The following is a 21,339-nucleotide window of genomic DNA, read 5'->3' on the forward strand; positions in this document are numbered from 1 at the left end:
CGCCCCTCATGCGTGCGCGGCGCGCCGGTCGGCGCGCAGGAAGACGAGGGCGAGGACGAGCGAGAGGATGATGAGTACGTTGCCCATGGCGGCGCCGCGCCCGAACTCGAACTGCTGGAAGGACAGTTCATAGGACTGGGTGGCGAGGGTCTGCGTGGCGTCGGCCGGTCCTCCGCCCGTCACGACGAGGATGATGTCCAGCACCTTGAGGGTGTAGACCACGCCCAGCACCAGCACGACGCTCACGGCGGGCCGCAGCAGCGGCCACGTGATGTGGCGGAACGACGCCACCGGACCGGCGCCGTCCAGGTCTGCCGCCTCGTACAGCTGGGCCGGGATGTTCCGCAGACCGCTGTACAGGATCGCGGTGTTGAAGGGGATTCCCACCCAGATGTTGACGAGGGTCACCGACACGAGTGCCTGTGAGGTGCCGGTGAGCCAGGGGATGCCGGACGACACGATGTGGAGGGCGCGCAGTGCGTTGTTGACGACTCCGTCGTCGGTGTCGAGCATCCACTTCCACGTCGTGGCCGAGACGACCAGCGGCAGCAGCCACGGCAGCAGCAGGAGCGAGCGCAACAGGCCGCCGAGCGGGAAGCTGCGGCGGAAGAACAGGGCCAGGGCGAGACCGAGCAGGAACTGCCCGGCGACCGAACCCGCGGTGAACAGGACCGTGGTCAGCAGTGCCTGGGAGAACAGGCCCGACGCCAGGATCTCCGCGTAGTTCCGCAGCCCGACGAACGGCGCGGCCCCGGTGTAGAAGGTGGCGGGCGTGTACTGCTGGAAGCTCATCACCACGTTCTCGACGATCGGGTAGCCGAAGAACAGCAGCAGGTAGACCACGGCGGGCACGACGAACCCCCACTGGGCGAGCAGTGCCCGCAAGCGGGTCCGGGTGGGGGCCGGCGGACAGGTCATGAAGCGGTCGCGAGCCGCTGCGCGCGGGCGAGTGCCTCCTCCGGCGTCTGCCGGCCCGTCAGCGCGGACTGGATCGCCGTGGATATCGCCGTCGCCGTTCCGGGCCACTTGACGCCGAGTTCGGCGGTACGGGAGCGGGCCCGCTCCACGCTGGTGACGAAGCCGGACATCGACGGGACCTGCTCGGCGTACCGGGCCGCCACCGCGGTGCGGGAGGGCACGGTGAGGTGATCCTTCGCCACGGCCAGCATGGTCGTGGGGTCGTTCAGGCAGGCCAGGACCCGGGCGGCCTTCTCCTGCCGGGACGGGGAAGAGTTCTGCGGTACCGTCCACACCTCGCCGCCGAGGGGCGTGACGAGCTTCTGCCCCTTCTGGCGGACGGGGAGGGGGGCCACTCCCCAGTGCAGGTCATGGTCCTTGTTCAGCGCGGGAATCCGCCAGGGTCCGTTGACCATCATGGCGGTCTTTCCAGCGGCGAACTGGTCGTGGAGGTCGGCCTGGGTCCAGTTCAGTGCCGACTTCGACATGGATCCGCTCTTCACCAGGTCGGTCCACAGCCGGAGGGCCTGAGCGGCCTGCGGGGTGTCCAGGTGCTTCTCGTCCCCGCCGTCGGACCACAGGAAGGGCAGGAACTGCCAGGTGCTTTCGGGGGTGGCGTTGGCGGAGACGGCGATGCCGTAGCGCCCCGGGCGGGTCAGGCGGGCGGCCGCCGTCTTCAGCTCGTTCCAGGTCCGTGGCACGGCGACACCGGCCTCGGCGAGCATGTCCTTGTTGTAGATGAGGGCGATCGTGTTGACGGCGGGCGCCAGCCCATACACCTTTCGGCGGTAGGTGCCCGCCGACAGGATGCCCTCGGCGAAGCCGGTGGTGTCGATGCCGTAGCGGTCCAGCGGCGTCAGTGCGCCGGTGCTCGCGATCTGCTGGAGGTCGGGGTTGTCGAGCATCAGCAGGTCGGGCAGGGTGCGTGACGACGCCTGTCGCAGGACCCGGGGGATGAGCGACGGCGCCGGGACACTGGTGTGCTCGACCCTGACGCCGGCGGTCCTACCGCAGTCGGTGAGCCGCTTGCTCCACTGGGCGTGCTCGGTCGCGTCGGTGTAGTAGTCGAGCGCGGTGATGGAGGTCACCTTATCCGAGGCCGATGCGGCGCCGGTTCCCCCGCCGCAGCCGGTGGCAGCCAGTGCGAGGGCGACGGTCCCGAGAAGGGTGGTGATCCGTCGCGCCGACGGTCTGGCCGGTGAGTTCAAGGTGGTGCCTTCCCGAGCAAGCCTGTGGTCGAGGCCAGGTGTCCGCGTGGCCGAGGAGAGGCTCTGACACCGGCGTTTTACCGATCGAACAGGGATGCTAGCCGATTGACCTGCGCATCAGCTGCGCGGGAGCCCGTAGCCGTCGCCACGGTCCGTGCCCTGTTCGGCGGCTTCCCGGATCATCGCCGCCACGGCGCCGGGCTGTGACAGGACGACGCCGTGCGAAGCGGCCACCGAGTACTCGGTGGCCGCCATGCGCTGGGCCATGAAACGCTGGGCCGTGGGGGCGAGCATCCGGTCGGCGGCCGCGATGGCGTACCACGACGGCTTGCAGGCCCAGGCCGGCGGCCCCGACGTACCGGTCAACGCGCGTCGCGCGATGGGGCGTTGGGTCACGGCCAGCGCATCGGTGACGTGCGGTGACAGGTCGGCGGCGAACGTCGGCCCGAACTGTTCCTCGATGAGGTACATCTCGCCCTCCGGGCCACCGGTGAACCGGGCGGGCAGCGCTGCCGTGATGGTGGTGTCGGTCACCGGTGCGGAGGCGAAACGGCTCAGGATGTCCAGGACGGACTCTCCGGCGTCCAGGCCGAACGCCGCGACGTAGCACAGGGCCACAATCTGGTCGCAGTCGCCGGCGGCATGGGTGATGACAGCGCCTCCGTAACCGTGTCCGACCAGGACGACCGGGGCGTCGATCTGGCGCACCACGCTCCTGATGTAGGCGGCGTCCTGCGCCAGTCCGCGCAGCGGGTTCGCCGGGGCGAGCACGGTCAGGCCGGCGGCCTGCAGGAGGGTGATGACCCCCGCCCAGGAGGAGGCGTCGGTGAACGCCCCGTGCACGAGCACGACGGTCGGCGGGTGGGGGGCGGGTCCGTTCACGTTCCGATGACCTCCGAATGAGTCCTGGCGTTCCAGCCAAGCGCATCCGGTTACCGCGGGCATCGCGTGAACGTACCAAGACGTGCCGGACGTACCGGCGGATCCGCTCAGTCCTCGGGCAAGGCCATGACCACATGGGCCAGCTGGACCCTCGAGTTGACCGACAGTTTGCGGAAGGCGGAGGTCAGGTGCGTGTTGACCGTGTGCGGGGAAACGACGAGCAGATCGGCGGCCGACCGGTTGGTGTGGCCGGCGGCGACCAGGCGCGCGATCTTCTTCTCCGAGGCCGTAAGGGCCTCCCAGCCCTGGACCGGGCGCGGCGTGGTCGCCCTGCGGCTGCCGGCCCCGGCACGGTCCAGATCGCGCTGCACGCGTGCCGCCGCGGCATGGGCACCCGACTCGACGAACAAGTCATGGGCGCGGGTCAGGGCGGCATTGGCCTCGGCTCCCCGGTCTGCCGTCAGCAGTGCCCGGCCGAGGTCGGCTTGGGCCCCGGCCCGGACCAATGGGCGCGGACTCTCCTCGAGGAGGGCCACCGCGCGTTCCAGCAGGGTGAGGTCGTTGCGCACCAGGCCCGCGGCCTGGGCGGCGATGCCCGTGGCGGTGGGCACGGCCGGGTTGCGAGCGCCGTGCGCCTCGGCCTGTGCGGCCAGATCCTCGGCCAGCGCCCGGTCCGCGCCGCTGAGGGCCATGCGTATCGCGGAGTCGACCCAGGTGCGCAGCAGCCGCCAGCGCATGAAGGGACCTTCCTGCTGCACCTGCCGGATCCTGTCGAGGGCGAGCGCGGTGTTCCCCTCGTCGTCGGCGATGAGCGCCTCCAGGAAGCGCACCGCCGCCGTGTTGCCAGGGTTCGGTTTGGTCGCGCGTCGTTCCCGCGCGGCGGTCAGCTGGTGCCGCGCCGCTTCCTGGTCGCCGCGCAGCAGGGCCATCCAGGAGCGGATCACCCGGGCGTTCACCTGCTGGACGCAGATGTGTACGTCGTTCTCCAGGCGCTCCATGGTGACCAGGTCGGACTCCGCGTCGTCGAGGTCGCCCAGCCCCAGATGCTGCGAGGCCTGTGCCCACAGCAGCATGGTCTGCGGCACCGAGCCGCCGTCGTCCGCCGCCCGCAGCAGCAGCCGCCGACCGGCCTCGAAGTCGTCCATGTGCTGGTGCGCGACGATCTCCTCGGGCAGGAAGGCGGGCTCGACGGCGCTGAGCGCGGTGAAGCGTTCCAGCGCGACGGCGTTCGCACCGGCGTTCAGAGCGCTCTCCCCCAGACCGAACAGGGCCAGCACGTGTGCCTCCCGGTCACCGGTCGCGATGGCCGCACGCAGGGCGTTCTCGCCAGCCTCCAGTGCCGCGCCGAGATCCTCGCCCCGGGAGAGGGCCAGCGCACGCAGGGCGGTGAGCCGCGCCTCGACCTCCGGGGCGGCACCGCCAAGCGCGAGGGCTGTCTCGGCGCGGCGGCGCAACTCCTCGGCGACGTCCAGGTTCCAGAGCGTCCCGCCGAGGGCGGCCTGGATCCGGCCGAACGTCTCCAGAGGCGGCCGGGCGGCCAGCAGCCGGTCGCCGGTCTCCAGCGCCTCGCGGTTCCGGCCGGCCCGGGTCAGACAAACGATCGCCTGCACACCGACGTCGTACCACAACGACCGTCCGGGAGGCACCAGTTCCAGGGCGCGCGTCATCAGGTCGGCCGCGAGGCCCGGCGTGACCGACAGGACGTCGTCGGCGGCCTGCCGCAGCAGCGTCACCGCTTCGTCGTCTCCGGCCTGGGCGCCCCGGAGAATGTGCGACACCGCGTCGATCGGCCGGTGCCCGGCCGCGACCAGGTGTCCCGCGGCCTCCCGGTGCAGAGCCTTGCGGGCCGACGGCGGGATGTCCACGTAGACGGCCTGGCGCAGCAGATCGTGCCGGAAGACCAGCTGTTCGCCGTCGTCGTCCAGGAGCCCGGCGCGCACCGCCTCCTCCAGCTCCGCGAGCAAACCGGCGGACGGTCGGCCGTAGAGCGCGGCGGCGTCGAGGAAGCCGAATCTGCGTCCCAGCACCGCTCCCATCTGCAGGAAGCGCAGGGTGCTGGGCTCAAGTGACCTGAGCCTGCCGCGCACGCCCACCACGAGCCCCTCGGGCACGGGCTCCCCCGACGGGCCGGTGGTCCCCAGTCCCGTGAGCATCTCGACCGCCAGGAACGGGTTCCCGCCGGCTCCGTCGAGCAGCTGCCGTACCCGGTCGTCGACGGCCGCGCCCAGGGTGTCGTCGGCCAGCTGGCCGATCGCCGTGCCGGAGAGCGGTCCCAGGGGCACGGTGACCGACGGGAGCCCGCCCTTGGCCACCGCGACGATCTCCTGCGCCGGGCCGGCGGGATCCTGTCGCCCGGTGAGCACCCACAGAACCGGCGATGTCCGCAGGCGTGTCGGGAGCTGTTTCAGGGCGAATCTGCTCAGTGGGTCGGCCCACTGCACGTCGTCCAGGGCGATCAGCACGGGCATCTCGGCGGCCCTGGCCTCGATCGCTTCCGCCACGCGCTCGACCAGCCAGATCCGCTGGTCGTGGTGGCGGGTGAGGTCGGCGAACGCGTCACTGGACAGCAGCGGCCGGTCACCGTACAGGAGGCAGGCCGCCAGCGAGGAGAGCGGGACGATGTGGTGCAATTCGTCGGCCTTGCCCAGACCGACCGAGAAGCCCGCCGCACCGGCCGTGGTGACGACCTCGCCGAGCAGCGCGGTCTTGCCGATGCCCGGCTCCCCCCGGAGCAGGACCAACGCGCCGCTTCCGGTGCGGACGACCGATGTGAGCACTGCGCGCAGCTGCTCGAGTTCGGCCTCTCGGCCACGCAGACCGCGCCGGGACAGCGACCCGTCCGACCGCTCCACCCACGCCCCTCTGTCCGCACTCGCCGACCGCCTCCGGTCCAGGCCATGCGGAGCGGCGCTGTCGCCCTTCGCCGTCCCCCGCCTGTCCGGGTGGGGGGGCGGCCGGGGCGCGGACGGCGCTCCGCGTGTCCACTATCGCAAGAACCGCAGCTCAGTGCATACCCCGGGGGTGCGTCCAGGGCCGTGCGGTGGCTCTAGGCGCCCGGTGGCGACGTGTGCGTACGACGCTCGAGTGCCGCGGAGTCCCGCCACTCGACGGGGGACATCCCGTACGCGGCCCGGAACGCCCGGCTGAAGTGGGCGGCGCTGACGAAGCCCCACCGTCGGCCCACCGCGGCGATGGTCCGGCTCGCCGCGTCCCGGCGGGCCAGCTCGCGTCGGCACTGCTCCAGCCGGCGGCCCTGGATCCACCGGCGGACGGTGGTGCCCTCGTTCTGGAAGAGGTTGTACAGGTAGCGCAGGGAGATCTGGTTGGCCCGGGCGATGGCCTCCGGGGTCAGGTCGGGGTCCGCCAGGTGACGGTCGATGTACGCCTGGACCCGCATCAGCAGCACGCGGGCGGCGCTCGGTGTGCCCGTGGTGTCACCGCCGCGTCGCTCGTCGGCCAGCACCGTGAGCAGGTCCAGGACGTTGCGGGTGATCAGGTCGCCGACGTGCTGCGGATACGCGCCCGCGGTGTCCACGAGCCGGGACAGGAAGGGGGACAGCAGGTCGCCGAGGGGCGTCGTGGAGTCGAGGGGAGACGCCGTGATCCGGCACAGGTCCGACTCCCTCAGACTCAGGAGGTGCCGGGGCAGGACGAGGGCCTTCGTCTGGAAGGTGTCGGGGAAGGTCAGCCGCATGGGACGCGCCCGGTCGTAGACGAAGAGCTGCCCGGGCTCGACATACGCGTCGCGCGCGTCCTGCTCGACCCGGGCGAGCCCGCTGCTCAGCAGCATCACGACCACGTGGTCGTCGCCTGTGGACCCCGCGATGAGGCGCGGTGTGCGCACGGTCTGCAGGGCTTCGCTGTCCACCGTGACGCCCCGTGTCCGGCCCGTCGGTGACGCATGGATCGTGCCGGAGAACACCTCCTCGGCGAGCTTGACGTCCACGGCTCCGAAGGTGTGGGCCACGGCGTCGCGCCAGTAGGTCCGTCTTCGCTCCCTGGGCACCCCGTCCGTGGTGTAGAAGATGCCCGCGGGCTGCTTCCCCGTCCCCTTCACCGATACGTCCGACATGATCTCCGCCCTTCAACCGGTGTGCGCTGCGGACACCGTGCCAGCGGGGCACGGGGTGGCGCATCGAGTGAACGCACTAGATCCGGGATACGGGGCGGAGATACGGGAGACCGCGGGGCCTCAGTCGAAGCGCAGGTCGGAGAGCTGCCGTTCGAGGGCGGTGACCTCGTCGTCGGGCGTCGTCTCCGACGCCGGGCGGGCCGCCATGGCGACGGCCAGTTCACCGGCCGCCCGCTGGATGCGGGCGGGCAGGCCCTCGGTGTAGTCGTCGCCACCGGACCCCCAGTCCTCAGACGCCGCGTACACCGCGGTGGGGACGACACCGGCGCGCAGGTAGGCGAAGAGCGGGCGCAGCGCGTGCTCCAGGACCAGGGAGTGGCGGGCCGTCCCTCCCGTCGCCGCGATCAGGACCGGCGTGCCGGTGAGGGCGTCCGGGTCGATGAGGTCGAAGAAGGACTTGAACAGCCCGCTGTAGGAGGCGGTGAACACGGGCGTCACGGCGATCAGGCCGTCCGCGCCCGTCACCGCGTCGATCGCGGACGCCAGCTGGGGCGGCGGGAAACCGGTCACGAGGTGGTTGGCGACGGCGACAGCCAGTTCGCGCAGCTCGATGACCTCGGTCTGTACCTCGTGGCCCGCGGCGGCCAGGTCGGCGCGGGCGGCCTCGGCGAGCCGGTCGGCGAGCAGGCGGGTGGACGACGGGGTGCTCAGCCCCGCCGAGACGACGACGAGCTTCACGCGGCGGCCACCTCCCGCGCGGTCCGCAGGGACTCGTGGGTGGGCGCGTCCGGCACGTCGGCCGGGCGGCGGATCGCGAACTCCTTGCGCAACACCGGTACGACCTCCTCGCCGAGGATGTCGAGCTGCTCCAGCACGGTCTTCAGCGGCAGGCCCGCGTGGTCCATCAGAAACAGCTGCCGCTGGTAGTCGCCGACGGTCTCACGGAAGGACAACGTCCGCTCGATGACCTGCTGCGGGGAGCCCACCGTCAGCGGGGTCTGCTCGGTGAACTCCTCCAGGGACGGCCCGTGGCCGTAGACCGGCGCGTTGTCGAAGTACGGGCGGAACTCCCGTACGGCGTCCTGGGAGTTCTTCCGCATGAACACCTGCCCGCCGAGGCCGACGATGGCCTCCTCGGGCCGGCCGTGACCGTGGTGAGCGTACCTGCGCCGGTACAGCTGGACCATCCGTCGCGTGTGGTCGGCGGGCCAGAAGATGTTGTTGTGGAAGAAGCCGTCGCCGTAGAAGGCGGCCTGTTCGGCGATCTCGGGCGAGCGGATCGAGCCGTGCCACACGAACGGCGGTACGCCGTCCAGCGGGCGGGGCGTGGACGTGAAGCCCTGCAGGGGCGTGCGGAACGTGCCCTCCCAGTCGACGACGTCCTCGCGCCACAGCCGGCGCAGCAGCGCGTAGTTCTCTTTGGCGAGGTTGATGCCCTGCCGGATGTCCTGACCGAACCACGGGTAGACCGGGCCGGTGTTGCCCCGCCCCATCATCAGGTCCACCCGGCCGTCGGCCAGGTGCTGGAGCATCGCGTAGTCCTCGGCGATCTTCACCGGGTCGTTGGTGGTGATCAGCGTCGTGGCCGTGGAGAGGATCAACTTCTCGGTGCGGGCCGCGATGTAGCCGAGCATCGTGGTCGGCGACGACGGCACGAACGGGGGGTTGTGGTGCTCACCGGTCGCGAAGACGTCCAGGCCGACCTCCTCCGCCTTGAGCGCGATGGCGACCATCGCCTTGATCCGCTCGTGCTCCGAGGGGGTACGGCCGTTGGTCGGGTCGGGGGTGACGTCCCCCACCGAGAAGATTCCGAACTGCATGGGCGCCTCTTCGTTCCGGCGAGCTGTGTGGATGCCGGAAATGTAGGCACGGCTCGGGCGATGCCCCTTGTCCGTGCGTGCAGCGGTGCTGGTCCCTCAGTGCCCTCCTGCGGCCCCCGGGGTGAGCTGCCGCCTTTCCGTCCGCGACTGTGCAGCGTGGGGCCACTGCACGGGCGCTGAGAGGCAATCGCCGTACCCGGTCGGCTGCCTAGCGTGGCAGTCCCCTCTGCTTCCCCGGAGTACCCATGGCTTCCGCAACCGTCGTCGAACTGTCCCGATGGCAGTTCGCGATCACCGCGATCTTCCATATGACCTTCCCCGCGCTCACCGTCGGCCTGTCCGTGCTCCTCGCGGTCGTGTACTCGGTCTACGTGCGCACGGGCAACCCCCTGTATCTGCAGATCTTCCGGTTCTGGAAGAAGATCTTCGCCGTCGGCTTCGGCCTGGGCGTCGTCGCCGGCACGGTGATGACGTTCGAGTTCGGCCTCAACTGGGGCGTCTACGCCCACGCTGTGGGTCCGGTCATCGGGGTCACGATCGGCATGGAGGTGATCACCGCCTTCTTCCTGGAGGCGGGGTTCATCGGCCTGATGCTGTACGGCGACGGACGGATCCGCCCCCGCACCATGGCCCTGGCCAGCTGGATGGTCGCCTTCGGCACGCTGCTGTCCACCACCTGGATCCTGTCGGCCAACAGCTGGATGCAGGACCCCGTCGGCTACGAGAAGGCCGACGGCCAGTTCCACGCCCGGGACTGGGCCGGCATCCTGCTCAATCCCGCCTTCGCCCACCGCTTCCCGCACATGCTGCTGGCCGTGCTGATCAGCGCCGCCTGGTTCGTCGGCGGGATCTCCGCCTGGTATCTGGTGAAGAACCGGGTGCACGCCCAGCCCATGGCCCGCCGCTGTCTGTCCATCGCGCTCGGTGTGCTGGGCGTGCTGATGCCGATTCAGCTGTACGTGGGAGACGGCACAGCGGTCTTCATGGGTCAGCACCAGTTGCCCAAGCTGGAGGCGTTCGAGGGCAACTGGAAGAGCGACAACAACGGCTACAACCTGTTCGTCGTCCCCGACACCGACAAGGGCGAGAACAGGCTGCACGTCGAGATCCCCTACCTCGGCTCGGCCATCGCCCAGGACCTCAGCGGCAAGACGAACACGCCCGGCCTGCTGCTGACCCCGCCCGGTGAACGCCCCAACATGTGGACCACCTTCTACGGCTTCCGCGCGATGTACTTCACCGCGCTGCTCATGTTCGGCACGGCCTTCGCGGGCGTGGTCCTGCGTATGCGGCGCCGCCTGTTCGACTCGCGGCGCTTCCTCAAGTGGCTGGTGTGGATGACCCCGGCCGGGATCATCGCCATCACCGGCGGCTGGATCGTCGCCGAGACGGGTCGCCAGCCCTGGGTTGTCTACGGCCAACTACGCACCGCCGACGCGGTCTCCCACCTCAGTGTCCTCGAAGTCACCGTCAGCCTGGCGGGCTTCGTCCTGCTCTATCTCACCCTGCTGGCCATCTGGGCCCGCTACATCGTCCGCACGGTCAAGGCCGGCCCCGAGGCCCTGCCCACGGGCCCCGCCGCGCCCGACGCATCGGAGGCCCTCGTTGCTTGAGTACGCCAGTTACGCGCTCGTCCTCTTCTCCCTCGCCATGTACGTCGTCCTGGACGGCTACGACCTCGGGGTGGGCATGCTCAGCCTGGCCGCGCGGCCGACGGGAGTACGGCGAGATCGTCGCCACCGCCTGGGACGCCAACGAGAGCTGGCTCATTCTGGCCGGGGTCGTCCTGTGGGCCGGACTGCCGGGTGTCTACGCCGTGGTCCTGCCCGCCGTCTACCTGCCGTTGACCGGCATGCTGATCGCCGTCATCCTGCGCGGCCTCGGCCTGGAGATGCACAGCGCGGCCGGCGGCTACCGGCGGGGCTGGGCGTTGCTGTTCGGTGGGGCGTCGCTCGCCGTGGCCGTGTGCCAGGGGCTCGTCCTCGGGACCGTGCTCACCGGCCCGCACCAGCGCGACGGCGTCTTCCAGGGCGGGGCGTTCGACTGGCTCAGCCGCTACGGCGTGCTGTGCGCACTGGGCCTGGTCGCCGTGTACCTGCTGGCCGGTGCCGCCTGGCTGCAGGACAAGACCGAGGGATGGTCGAGGCCGGAAGTCCGGCGCGCCGGGCGGGCGTTGCTCGTGGCCACGGCGCTGATGGCGGTCGTCCTCGGCCTGCTGCTGCCGGGCGCCGACCCGCAGCGGTTCGCTCTCGACCAACCCCTGCGGGCCGTACTGATCTGGCTCGCGGTCGGCGCCGCCGCCGTGGCCTGTGCGGTTGCGTGGTACGGCTTCGGGCAGCGCCCCGACTGGCGGCCGTTCGCCGCCGTGGCCACGATGACGGTCTGCGGGATGCTGGGCCTGCTGGCGCTCACCGCACCGGTCGTCGTACCGTCCGCGCTGACCGTCCACCAGGCCGCGAGCCCGCACTCCTCGCAGCTCTTCCTGGTCCTGGGCGTCGGGCTGTGCATGCCGTTCGTGCTGGCCTACAACCTCTACGCCTGGCGGAGTTTCCGCGGCAAGTACACAGATCCGGTGGAGCGTCCGCTCCCGCCGCTGCCCGTCCGCACCCGCCCCTTGACGGCCCCCACCGTGTCCGAAGGCGGCGGGCGGACGGTCGTACGACGGATCCCGCTGGTGGTGCTCGGCATCCTGGCCACCGCCCTGTCCCAGGACGTCTTCGGCGGTGTGGCGGACTGGATCGGTCCTGTCGGCATCACCGTCCTGGGCGGTACGGCAATGGCGGCGTGGATCGCGGGTGACCGCCGGGACCGGCGTGCCGGATACTTCGACGCGGACGCCGAGGCGGAGAGCGCCTCGTGACTGCCTCGGACGTGCTCCTGGACGAACTGGCCGGGGACGCGGTGCCTACCGCCCGGCTCAGGGGGTGGGCGGACGCCGGCCGAGCGGAGCTGCGCCGGGCGGGGCTGCTGCGCGGCGCGGCCCAGCTCGGGACGGTTCTGTGGGCGGGCGGGCTGTCCTGGGGCGCCGAGCGCGGCCTGTCCGCCCTGCATAGCGGCCCCGCGTCCGCCGTGCTGCCGCCCGCGCTGCTGATCGCGGGTGGCGTCGCCCTACGCGCCGTCCTGCTGGCCGCGGGCGACGCTGCGGCCGCGCACGGCGCGCGTACCGTACGGGAGACCCTGCGCGGGCGGCTCGTCGAGACGGCGCTGCCCGCGCACGGCCCGGCCTCTGCCGAGGCCGACGACGCGGCCGTGATCCAGGCCGTCGACGGGGAGGTGGACGAGCTGACCGACTGGCTCACCGACTACCTGCCCGCGCGGACCAGCATGCTGCTCGGCAGCGGCCTCGTCCTGGCGGCGATCGCCGCCCGCAGCTGGTTCGTCGCCCTGCTCGTGCTGGCCGCCACTCCTCTGCTGCCCGCCAACCTCAAGGTCATCGGCCTCGGCACCCAGACCGCCGTACGCGCCCAGCTGACCGCGATCCGCGGCCACCGGGCCCGGCTCCTCGACCACCTGCGCGGCCTGCCCACCCTGGTCGGGCTCGGGGCGCACGACCGAGCGGCCGACGAGCTGGCCCGGAACGACCGGGAGGTCGCCGGACGCACTGAGAAGGTGCTGCGCATCGCCTTCCTGTCGACCGCGTGGGTCGAACTGCTCATCACCGGCACCCTCGCCGTGGTGGCGACCTACTGCGGACTGGTACTGCTCGACTATCTGTCCCTGCCCGTCGTACCGGCCCACATGAGCCTGTCCGCCGCCCTGTTCGTGCTGGTCCTGGTGCCCGCCTACTTCGCGCCGGCCCGGGAACTGGCCGCCGGGTACCACGCCCGCGCGCGGGCGAGTGCCGCGGCGGGCCTGCTGGGCCAAGTGCTGGACGCGGGGCGTGAGGTCACCGCGGTGCCACCGGCTCCACAATGTGCCACCGCGCCGCCCGGACTGCGCCTGGACATGGTGACGGTTCGTCATCCAGGCCGGAGGGTACCGGCGCTGAAGGGCGTCGAGCTGCGTCTTGCGCCGGGGCGGTGCCTCGCCGTGACCGGTCCCAGCGGGGCCGGGAAGTCCACGCTGCTCGCCGTCGCGGCCGGGCTGTACGCGCCGCGCGGCGGGCGCGCGTTCCATGTGCTGGACGGCCGGCCCGTCCCCGCCGACCCCGGCCGGGTCGCCTGGGTGGGCCAGCCCGCGCACCTGCTGCCGGGTACCCTGCGCGAGAACCTGTTACTGGCGAGGCCCGCCGCGAACGACGACGACCTGCTGGACGCCATCGCCTCCCTCGGCTTCGAGGACCTCCTCGCCGCGCTGCCGCGGGGACTGGACACCCCGCTCGGCGAACGCGGCTCCGGCCTGTCCTCCGGCCAGTCCCAACGGCTCGCCCTGGTACGGGCGTTGCTGCAAGACGCGCCGCTGCTGTGCCTGGACGAACCCACCGCGCACCTGGAGCCGGAGGCGGAGCGGCGCGTCCTGTCCGCGCTGCGCACGCTGGCCCGCGACCGTACGGTCCTGCTCGCCACCCACAGCCCCGCGCTGCTGACGCTTGCGGACCAGGTCGTCAGGCTGGACCACGGGAGGACCCGATGAAGCCGGTGAACGGGATCAGCGCATGGCGGCTGCTGCGTACGGCGACTTCCCGCCGCGCCCTGCTGACCGGCGTGCTGTGCGCCGCCGCGGCGGAGGTCAGCGGGGCCGCGCTGCTCGGGGTGTCCGGCTGGTTCCTGACGACGTGTGCTGTGGTCACCCTCCAGGCCAACACCACGTGGTCCTGGATGTATCCCTCGGGTGCGGTCCGGGCCCTGGCCCTCACCCGCACCGGTCTGCGCTACCTGGAACGCCTGGTCAACCACCGGACCCTGCTGGACACCCAGGTGGCCCTGCGGGCCCTGCTGGCACGCGGCGCCGCCGGTCTGACGCCCCGTCAGTTGCGCGCCGAGCGCGACGGAACGCTGCTCACCCGGCTCACAGCCGATGTGGAGACCGTCGCGGGCCTGCCGGCGAACGCCCTCGCCCCGCTGACGGCCGCGCTCGCGACCGCGGGCCTGGTCGATGTCCTGCTGCTGTGGGCGATGCCGATCCTGGGCCTGACCGAACTGGCCGTCTGGGCGGTCGGCCTCGCCTGCGTCCGCCGCTTTCACTTCCGCGCGCGCACCCACCTCGCCGACGCCGCCGCAGCCAGGGCCGCGCTGCGTACCGTGTTGCTGGGCAGCCGGACGGCCTTCAACGAGCTGCGGTGCCTGGACGCGGTGCCGTTGGCACGGCGAACGGCCACGAGCGCCATGGCGGCGGTCGAGTCCGCCGAGTGGGCCGCGGCCCGGGCCGAGCGGCAGGGCCGCCTGGCACTGCGTCTCCTCGCCGCGCTCGGCCAGGCGGCGGTCCTGGTCATCGCCCTGCGCGCAGCCCCGGCCCAGCCGATCGCGGTGGCAGTCGGCGAGGTGTTGCTCATAGCCGCCGGATGGGAGCTGCTGGAACGGTTTCCGCGACTGGCCCAGCACCTGACTCAGGCCAAGGACGCGGCCGGGCGGCTGGCCCCCCTCGCCACCGAGGCGCACCCGGCGGGCCGGCAGCAGGCGACCGAGGGCATCCTCGACGTGGTCGGCCTTCCGCTCGTCGGCTCCCTCACGGCACTCACCCTGACCGCCGCGGGTCCCGCCCTCGTCCTGATCACCGGCCCCAATGGCAGCGGGAAGTCGACCCTGCTCGGCCAACTCGCCGGGCGCGAACCGGCGCCCGCCGGCACCGTCCTCCTCGACGGCACTCCCTTGCACGACCTGTCCGCCGAGGCCGCCGCCGAGACGCTCACCCTCGTCGAGGCAGACGACTGGCTGGCCGACGACACGATCGCGGCCAACCTCCGCCAGGCGGCACCGTCGGCCGACACCGCCGCACTGCGGGCCGCTTTGGAAGTGGTCGGCCTGTCGGCGCTTCCGTTGCAGACGCCGGTGGGTCCTGGCGGCCGTCTGCTGTCCCAAGGGCAGCGAAGGCGCCTCGCCACGGCCCGCGCCGTACTGAGGCGTCCTCGGATCCTGCTGCTCGACGAGCCGGTGGCGGGCCTGGACCGCGCCACCGCCGAGGCGCTCCTGGCCGCGCTGCCCCGGGCGTTGCCGCAGACCGCGCTGGTGATCGCCCTCCAGGAACAGGACCTCGGCCTGCTGGAGGGCGCTGCGGATGCCGTCGTACGACTCGGACGGGCCGTGGAGCGGGCGTGCGCGTAGTCCCCGTACGGGGCTGTACCGGCGGCGCACGGAAGGGGCCAAGGCCGTGTTCGGCCCTGGCCCCTTACTGTCGTTGCGTCAGTCGGTCTCGGAGTCCGGGATCAGATGCATCGCCACCTCCTCGGGCGATACCCCGGCGCCGTCCGTCCCCCGTCGAAGGCGAACCGGTCGGATTCGAGGCTCACCCCTCGCCACCGCTCCGACGCGTGACGCCGGTGGTTCCCCCACCCAGGGCTCTTCACCCCGCGTTGGTGATCCCCCGCCGTAGGAGTAGCCGACGAGGACCACTGGACCGGAGATGGTCGCCAGGAAGTCGGACAGCGTCTCGGCGTCCTGGGCGACACCGCGCAGCGGGTTCGGCGGGGCGTAGACGTTGTCACCGGCGTGAAGCGGAAAGGGCGAGGGGCGAGCGGAATCCGTGCACTCCGGGAACACGCGTGCCGCACAAGTGCCTTTTCGGACAACCCCCGGTGCACTTGTCGGCAAGGCAACGGAGCAGCCGCGGCTTACGGTCGTCCACAACCGTACGAACAGTCAGATACAGGGGGCGGAGTGATAATCCCTCTTTCCGATTCCGCGGATGCGTGCTCGATCGTCTTTCCCACGGAAGTCCATATCAGCGTGGCCGGCGAAGCGTGGGTACCGCTCCCCGCCGCACTCCGTTACGACGTGGCCGACCCGTATGCCGTGCGCCTGTCCATGGGCGCCCCTGCGGCCCCTTCCGTCGACTGGGTCTTCGCCCGGTCGCTGCTCGCGGACGGACTCCACCGGCCCACGGGAATCGGAGACGTGGTGGTTATCCCGCGGCACCGCCGCCGTCCGGAGTCGGTCCGCATCCTCTTCAGGACCCGCACCGGGGCGGCGCTTCTCGCGGTCCACGCCCTCGTGGTCACGGACTTCCTGCGCCGGTCCGCGGCGCTGGTGCCGCCGGGCACCGAGCACCACCACATCGATGTGGACCGCGTCATCGACCGGCTCACGGCCGGCCACGAGTGAGACGCCGCCCGGCGCGATCCGGGTGACGGCCTACAGGCGCAGCCGGGGTCAGGCCGCGTGCAGGACGATGTACAAGGTGTCCGTCACCTGCACCCGGGCCACCTGGGAGGCGTGCGAGCCGCGGAGCAGGTCGAACAGCACGAATCCGTGGATCGTCCCGTGGTAGCGCATCGACACGACCGGGACCTCGGCTTCCCGCAGACGCGCCGCGTACGCCTCGCCCTCATCGCGGAGCACGTCGGCCTCGGCGATGAGGACGAGGGCCGGCGGCAGGCCGCGCAGCCGGCGGGACGGTGCGCGCAGCGGGGAGACGATGCCGTGCGTCCGGGTTTCCGGGTCCGGCGCGTACTGCTGCCAGTACTCGGACATGGCGGCCCGGGTCAGGAAGTACCCGTCCGCGAAGTCCCGGCAGGAAGGGGTGTCCATGGCCGCGTCGGTCACCGGGCAGACCAGCACCTGGTGGCGGAAGCTCGGCCCGCCGCGCTCCAGCGCCACGATCGTCAGCGCGGCGGCCTGATGAGCGCCCGCGCTGGCGCCGACGACCGCCATCCTGCTCCCGTCCAGCCGGCACTGCTCGCCGTGGCGGGCGATCCACCGGGCGACGGTGTGCGCCCGCTCGACGGCACTCGGATGCCACGCGTCCTCCGGTACGTCGTACTCGGGGACGACCACGGCGGCGTCCGCTCCCAGCACCAGGTCCCCGACCATGTGCCGGTGCGCGTACGCGTCGGTCAGCATCCAGCCCAGCCCATGCACAGTTCGAGGTGCCGTTCATGCCCTGCACCCCGGTATCTCCAGCCCGCCGAACAGGCGCTGAGCCCTGCGCAGGATGGGAGTGCCGCTGAGCACCGAGCCCTCGAACTCGAAGCTGGCACCGTGTTCGGCGGCCAGTTGCCCGGGCTGCCGGCCGACCAGAGCGATCGGTCCCTTGCTGGTGGTGCACACGTGCTTGCCGGACTCCGCCCATCGCACGTGGGAGAGGGCGGGCTCACCGTCGTCGAGATCGGTGTACGTGGCCTCGACGACGATGTCGGCCGGGACCTCGCGGATCACCCACTCGTTACGAGGGTCCGCGCTGCCACCGGGCAGGCCGGCCAAGGCCAGCTCGCCAGGTTCGGCCGCCGGCGGCGAAGCCAGGTCGATGCCGTCGGTGTCGACTCGGGAACCGGCTCGCAGTCTGAGCCGACATGGAGCAACTGCCACCCGGAGTCCCTCGTCCGGCGCGACAGCGCTGACAGACAGTCAGAACGAGCGTCGACTCAGCGTCAAGACGACCTGGCGCCGAGCGAGCCCCGGCCCGGGAGGTAGATCCGTCGCCCCGGCATGGCTCGCAAAACAGCAGGCCAACGACGTTCATGGGCACCTGACGTGGTTCACGTCGTGCACTTTGGGAAACAGGTCGAGCACAACCGGCCAAGCCATGGGGAACCCAATAAAACCGCAGGTCAGAGACCCTTTGCGGCAGGCTCCAGAATCGCCACGCACTCCACATGATGCGTCATCGGGAACAGATCGAACGCCCGCAGCGTCCGCACCCGGTACCCGCCGTCCCGGAAGTAGGCCAGGTCACGGGCCAGTGCGGCGGGGTCGCAGGCGACGTAGGCGATGCGGCGGGCGCCCAGGGAGGAGAGGTGTTCGACCGTCTTGCGGCCGGCGCCCGCGCGCGGGGGGTCGAGGACGATGAGGTCGACCTCGGTGATGCCGGTGCGCGGGAGGACCGACTCGACCTTGCCCTGCTCGATGCGGACCCGGGGGAAGTCGGCCAGGTTGTGGCGCGCGTCCTCGACCGCCCGCTTGCCCGACTCGATGCCGAGGACCGCGCCCTTCTCGCCGAGCCGGTCGGCGAGGGCACCGGCGAACAGGCCGACGCCGCAGTAGAGGTCGAGGGCCATCTCGCCCTTGCGGGGCAGCAGGCCCTGCATGACCGCCGTCACCAGGGTGTCCGCGGCCTTCGGGTGGACCTGCCAGAAGCCGCCGTTGCCGACCCGGTAGGTGCGGCCGTCCGCGCGCTCGCGGACGAAGGGGCGGCCGTGGACCCGGTGCACGCCGCCGGACTTCTCGTCGACCCGGAGGACCGAGACCGGCCTGTCCAGCTCGACCAGCGGAAGGCGGGCGCCCGGGCGCGGGGTCAGGACGACCTGGCGGTCCTGCGAGCCCGTCGCCGCGATGGCCTCCACCGACTCCATGCCGGTCCAGTCGCGCTTCTCGATGCCCAGCTCGGTCACGCCCTCGGCGGCGATCATGCAGTGGTCGATCGGCTCGACCTCGTGCGAGCGGTGCCGGCGCAGGCCCGCCTTGCCCGTCGAGGCGTCCACCGCGTACTGGACGCGCGTGCGCCACTGCGGCACCTGTCCCGCCGGCAGCTTGTCGCCCTCGGCCGGCATCACCGTGCCGTCCCAGCCGGCCTCCTCGGGCGTGAGGCCCGCGAGCCGCTGGAGCTGCTCGGCGATCACCTCGCCCTTCAGACGGCGCTGGGCGCCCGGCTTGGCGTGCTGCCAGTCGCAGCCGCCGCAGCGGCCGGGGCCGGCGAAGGGGCAGGGGGCCTCGACGCGGTCCTTGGAGGCCTCCAGGATCTCGACGGCGTCCGCGCGCAGGAAGCGGGCGCCCTCAGCGCCCTCGGTCACCCGGGCCACCACCCGCTCGCCGGGCAGCGCGTGCCGGACGAACAGCACCTGGCCCTCGGAGGTACGGGCGATGCAGTGGCCGCCGTGGGCGACGGGGCCGATCTCGACCTCGTACTCCGCGCCCACCAGAGACGTGGTCGGTTCTGCCTGCATGGTGGGGTGACTCCTGATCGGGAGAGGACAGCGGACACGGATGACAGACGGCAGCCAGTAACAGATGGCAGCCGGCGACAGCGGCAGCGACGGCGGAAAAGGAAGCGGCCGCAGCCGGTGGGCCTGACAACAGCCCACCAGTCTACGGCCTTCCCTTGGCACTCCGGACTTCGGCGCCCTGGGCCCCTCAGTCGCCTGCGACCGGCTCCTTCGGACGCTCCGTCGCCGGGCCGCGGCGGACCGCGCCGGGGGCGTTCCACTCCTGCCGCTTGCGGGCGCGCAGCTTGGCCGCCTCGGAGGAGGCGAGCTGGTAGGGGACGGAGGTCACCATCACGCCGGGCGTGAACAGCAGGCGGCCCTTCAGGCGCAGGGCGCTCTGGTTGTGCAGCAGGTGCTCGTACCAGCGGCCGACCACGTACTCGGGGATGATCACGGAGACCGCGTCGCGCGGGGACTCCTTGCGCAGGCTCTTGACGTACTCGATGATCGGCCGCGTGATCTCGCGGTACGGCGAGTCGAGCACCTTCAGCGGTACGTCGATCCCGCGCCGCTCCCACTCCTCCTGCAGCGCCTTGGTCTCCGCCGGGTCGACGTTGACGGTGAGCGCCTCCAGGGTGTCCGAGCGCATCAGCTTGGCGTAGGCCAGGGCGCGCAGGGTGGGGCGGTGGATCTTGGAGATGAGGACGACCGAGTGCACCCGGGAGGGGCGGACGCTGTCGTCGCTCGGGCCCTCGGGGGCCGCGATCTCCTCGGCGACACGGTCGTAGTGCTTACGGATCGCCGTCATCGTCGCGTAGAAGATGACCATGCCCAGCAGGGCGACCCAGGCGCCGTGCGTGAACTTGGTGACCAGGACGACGACCAGCACCAGGCCGGTGAAGAAGGCGCCGAACGCGTTGATCGCGCGGGAGCGGATCATGTGGCGGCGCTTGGCCTGGTCCCGTTCCGTCGCCAGGTGCCGGTTCCAGTGCCTGACCATGCCGGTCTGGCTGAGCGTGAAGGACACGAACACGCCGACGATGTACAGCTGGATCAGGCGGGTCGAGTCGGCGCCGTAGATGACGGTCAGCAGGGCCGCCGCGCCGGCCAGCAGCACGATGCCGTTGGAGAACGCGAGGCGGTCGCCGCGGGTGTGCAGCTGGCGCGGGAGGTACCGGTCCTGGGCGAGGATCGAGCCGAGCAGCGGGAAGCCGTTGTACGCCGTGTTGGCCGCGAGGAACAGCACCAGGGCGGTGGCGGCCGCCAGCAGGACGAACAGGAAGCTGCCCTTGCCGAACACCGCCTCGGCGACCTGGGAGATCACCGGGTTCTGGACGTAGCCGGAGCCGACCGGGCTGCCGTTGTGGATCAGGTCGGTGGCCGGGTGCTCGGCCATGCGGACCTTCGTCGTCATCGCGAGGGCGATGATGCCGCAGAACATGGTGACGGCGAGCAGGCCCATCATCGCGAGCGTGGTGGCCGCGTTCTTCGACTTGGGCTTGCGGAAGGCGGGCACGCCGTTGGAGATGGCCTCCACGCCGGTGAGCGCGGCACAGCCGGAGGAGAAGGCGCGCAGCAGCAGGAAGACGAGCGCGAAGCCCGCGAGGCCCTGGTGCTCGGCCTTGATGTGGTAGTCCGCCGTGGGGGCCCGCATGGTGTCGCCGAGGGCCAGGCCCCGGACCGCGCCCCAGGCGATCATGATGAAGACGCCGCCGACGAACACGTACGTCGGGATCGCGAAGAGCTTGCCGGACTCCTTCACGCCGCGCAGGTTCATCAGCGTGAGCAGGACGATCACGGCCGTCGCGCACAGCACCTTGTGCTCGACCACGAAGGGGACCGCGGAGCCGAGGTTCTCGATGCCGGAGGCGATGGAGACGGCGACGGTGAGCACGTAGTCGACGAGCAGGGCGCTGGCGACCGTGAGGCCGGCCTTGGCGCCGAGGTTGGTCGTCGCCACCTCGTAGTCGCCGCCGCCGCTCGGGTACGCGTGCACGTTCTGCCGGTAGGAGGCGACCACGGTGAACATCAGCACGACGACCGCGACCGCGATCCAGGGGCTGAAGTGGTACGCCGACACGCCAGCGACGGACAGGACCAGCAGGACCTCTCCGGGCGCGTAGGCGACGGAGGACAGCGGGTCGGAAGCGAAGACGGGGAGGGCGATGCGCTTCGGCAGGAGCGTTTCGCCCAGCCGGTCACTGCGCAGTGCGCGCCCGATCAGGATCCGTTTGGGCACGTCGGTCAGTTTGGACACGACAGAGGATCGTAAGCCTTCGAACAGCCGGCCGCCCACCCTCCCCCGCCCTCGACTTCGATCGAGTGGGGCGAAAGCCCCCCGATCTGCCTCACGAGTGAAATCGCGGGCGTATAGAACTACGGATTCCGCGGTCCGCGCGCTCTGCGTGCCTAGATGGCAAACCCCGCCTGTTCATCGGACTTCGGAGG

The 21,339-nt window shown here is 71.5% G+C and carries 16 protein-coding genes and 1 pseudogene; 5 read left to right on the forward strand and 12 right to left on the reverse strand.

From position 1 onward, the window contains the following. Window positions 1–6: 6 nt before the first annotated feature. From ABZ865_RS35790 to ABZ865_RS35820, 7 genes are all read right to left on the reverse strand, one after another. A complete protein-coding gene (locus ABZ865_RS35790) occupies window positions 7–918 on the reverse strand; it encodes a sugar ABC transporter permease (RefSeq protein WP_351806071.1) in 912 nt (303 codons plus the stop codon). After that, window positions 915–2,045 (reverse strand): sugar ABC transporter substrate-binding protein, encoded by a 1,131-nt coding sequence (locus ABZ865_RS35795; protein ID WP_361239791.1) that lies wholly within the window; start codon window positions 2,043–2,045, stop codon window positions 915–917. Before ABZ865_RS35795 ends, ABZ865_RS35790 begins: the two co-directional genes overlap by 4 nt. Before the next feature lie 237 nt (window positions 2,046–2,282). After that, window positions 2,283–3,047, reverse strand: coding sequence for an alpha/beta hydrolase (locus ABZ865_RS35800; protein ID WP_351806067.1), 765 nt, complete (start codon window positions 3,045–3,047; stop codon window positions 2,283–2,285). A 107-nt stretch (window positions 3,048–3,154) separates the two neighbouring features. After that, window positions 3,155–5,899 carry an AAA family ATPase gene (locus tag ABZ865_RS35805; protein ID WP_361239793.1) on the reverse strand — a complete coding sequence of 915 codons (2,745 nt, stop codon included), beginning with the start codon at window positions 5,897–5,899 and terminating at the stop codon, window positions 3,155–3,157. A gap of 194 nt (window positions 5,900–6,093) precedes the next feature. Continuing rightward, on the reverse strand, window positions 6,094–7,119 hold the full coding sequence (locus ABZ865_RS35810) for a helix-turn-helix domain-containing protein (RefSeq protein WP_361239795.1): 1,026 nt from the start codon (window positions 7,117–7,119) through the stop codon (window positions 6,094–6,096). A 120-nt stretch (window positions 7,120–7,239) separates the two neighbouring features. After that, on the reverse strand, window positions 7,240–7,857 hold the full coding sequence (locus ABZ865_RS35815; protein ID WP_361239797.1) for an FMN reductase: 618 nt from the start codon (window positions 7,855–7,857) through the stop codon (window positions 7,240–7,242). Beyond that, window positions 7,854–8,939, reverse strand: coding sequence for an LLM class flavin-dependent oxidoreductase (locus ABZ865_RS35820; protein WP_361239799.1), 1,086 nt, complete (start codon window positions 8,937–8,939; stop codon window positions 7,854–7,856). The genes ABZ865_RS35815 and ABZ865_RS35820 overlap by 4 nt, the downstream gene beginning before the upstream one ends. 245 nt (window positions 8,940–9,184) lie before the next feature. Between ABZ865_RS35820 and ABZ865_RS35825 the strand changes: the two genes are divergently transcribed. Genes ABZ865_RS35825 through ABZ865_RS35840 form a run of 4 tightly spaced genes read left to right on the forward strand, consistent with a single transcriptional unit; the run spans window position 9,185 to window position 15,139 of the window. Then, window positions 9,185–10,552, forward strand: coding sequence for a cytochrome ubiquinol oxidase subunit I (locus tag ABZ865_RS35825; RefSeq protein WP_361239800.1), 1,368 nt, complete (start codon window positions 9,185–9,187; stop codon window positions 10,550–10,552). After that, window positions 10,549–11,799, forward strand: coding sequence for a cytochrome d ubiquinol oxidase subunit II (locus ABZ865_RS35830; RefSeq protein ID WP_361239802.1), 1,251 nt, complete (start codon window positions 10,549–10,551; stop codon window positions 11,797–11,799). The genes ABZ865_RS35825 and ABZ865_RS35830 overlap by 4 nt, the downstream gene beginning before the upstream one ends. Further along, window positions 11,796–13,511 carry an ATP-binding cassette domain-containing protein gene (locus ABZ865_RS35835; RefSeq protein ID WP_361239804.1) on the forward strand — a complete coding sequence of 572 codons (1,716 nt, stop codon included), beginning with the start codon at window positions 11,796–11,798 and terminating at the stop codon, window positions 13,509–13,511. Before ABZ865_RS35830 ends, ABZ865_RS35835 begins: the two co-directional genes overlap by 4 nt. Continuing rightward, on the forward strand, window positions 13,508–15,139 hold the full coding sequence (locus ABZ865_RS35840; protein WP_361239806.1) for an ATP-binding cassette domain-containing protein: 1,632 nt from the start codon (window positions 13,508–13,510) through the stop codon (window positions 15,137–15,139). The genes ABZ865_RS35835 and ABZ865_RS35840 overlap by 4 nt, the downstream gene beginning before the upstream one ends. Window positions 15,140–15,397: 258 nt before the next feature. Here ABZ865_RS35840 and ABZ865_RS35845 read toward each other — a convergent pair. Then, window positions 15,398–15,511, reverse strand: a pseudogene (locus ABZ865_RS35845) (alpha/beta hydrolase); the annotation flags it as partial. Window positions 15,512–15,760: 249 nt separating this feature from the next. Here ABZ865_RS35845 and ABZ865_RS35850 point away from each other — a divergent pair. Then, window positions 15,761–16,135, forward strand: a complete 375-nt coding sequence (locus ABZ865_RS35850) for an SsgA family sporulation/cell division regulator (protein ID WP_351806050.1) — start codon at window positions 15,761–15,763, stop codon at window positions 16,133–16,135. A gap of 48 nt (window positions 16,136–16,183) precedes the next feature. On the opposite strand, the gene ABZ865_RS35855 is transcribed toward ABZ865_RS35850, so the two are convergent. The 4 genes from ABZ865_RS35855 to ABZ865_RS35870 all read right to left on the reverse strand — a co-directional run bounded on the left by ABZ865_RS35855 (window position 16,184) and on the right by ABZ865_RS35870 (window position 21,148). Next, window positions 16,184–16,891, reverse strand: a complete 708-nt coding sequence (locus ABZ865_RS35855) for an alpha/beta hydrolase (RefSeq protein WP_361239808.1) — start codon at window positions 16,889–16,891, stop codon at window positions 16,184–16,186. A gap of 15 nt (window positions 16,892–16,906) precedes the next feature. Then, complete coding sequence (locus ABZ865_RS35860) at window positions 16,907–17,338, reverse strand: hypothetical protein (RefSeq protein WP_361239810.1); 432 nt, start codon at window positions 17,336–17,338, stop codon at window positions 16,907–16,909. Between the two features lie 242 nt (window positions 17,339–17,580). After that, a complete protein-coding gene (locus ABZ865_RS35865; protein WP_361239812.1) occupies window positions 17,581–18,912 on the reverse strand; it encodes a TRAM domain-containing protein in 1,332 nt (443 codons plus the stop codon). 187 nt (window positions 18,913–19,099) lie between these two features. Continuing rightward, the gene (locus ABZ865_RS35870) at window positions 19,100–21,148 is read right to left on the reverse strand and encodes an APC family permease (RefSeq protein WP_361239814.1); all 2,049 of its coding nucleotides are present in this window, start codon (window positions 21,146–21,148) and stop codon (window positions 19,100–19,102) included. Window positions 21,149–21,339 lie beyond the last annotated feature (191 nt).

Source organism: Streptomyces sp. NPDC047085 (assembly GCF_040643735.1).
Lineage (GTDB): Bacteria > Actinomycetota > Actinomycetes > Streptomycetales > Streptomycetaceae > Streptomyces.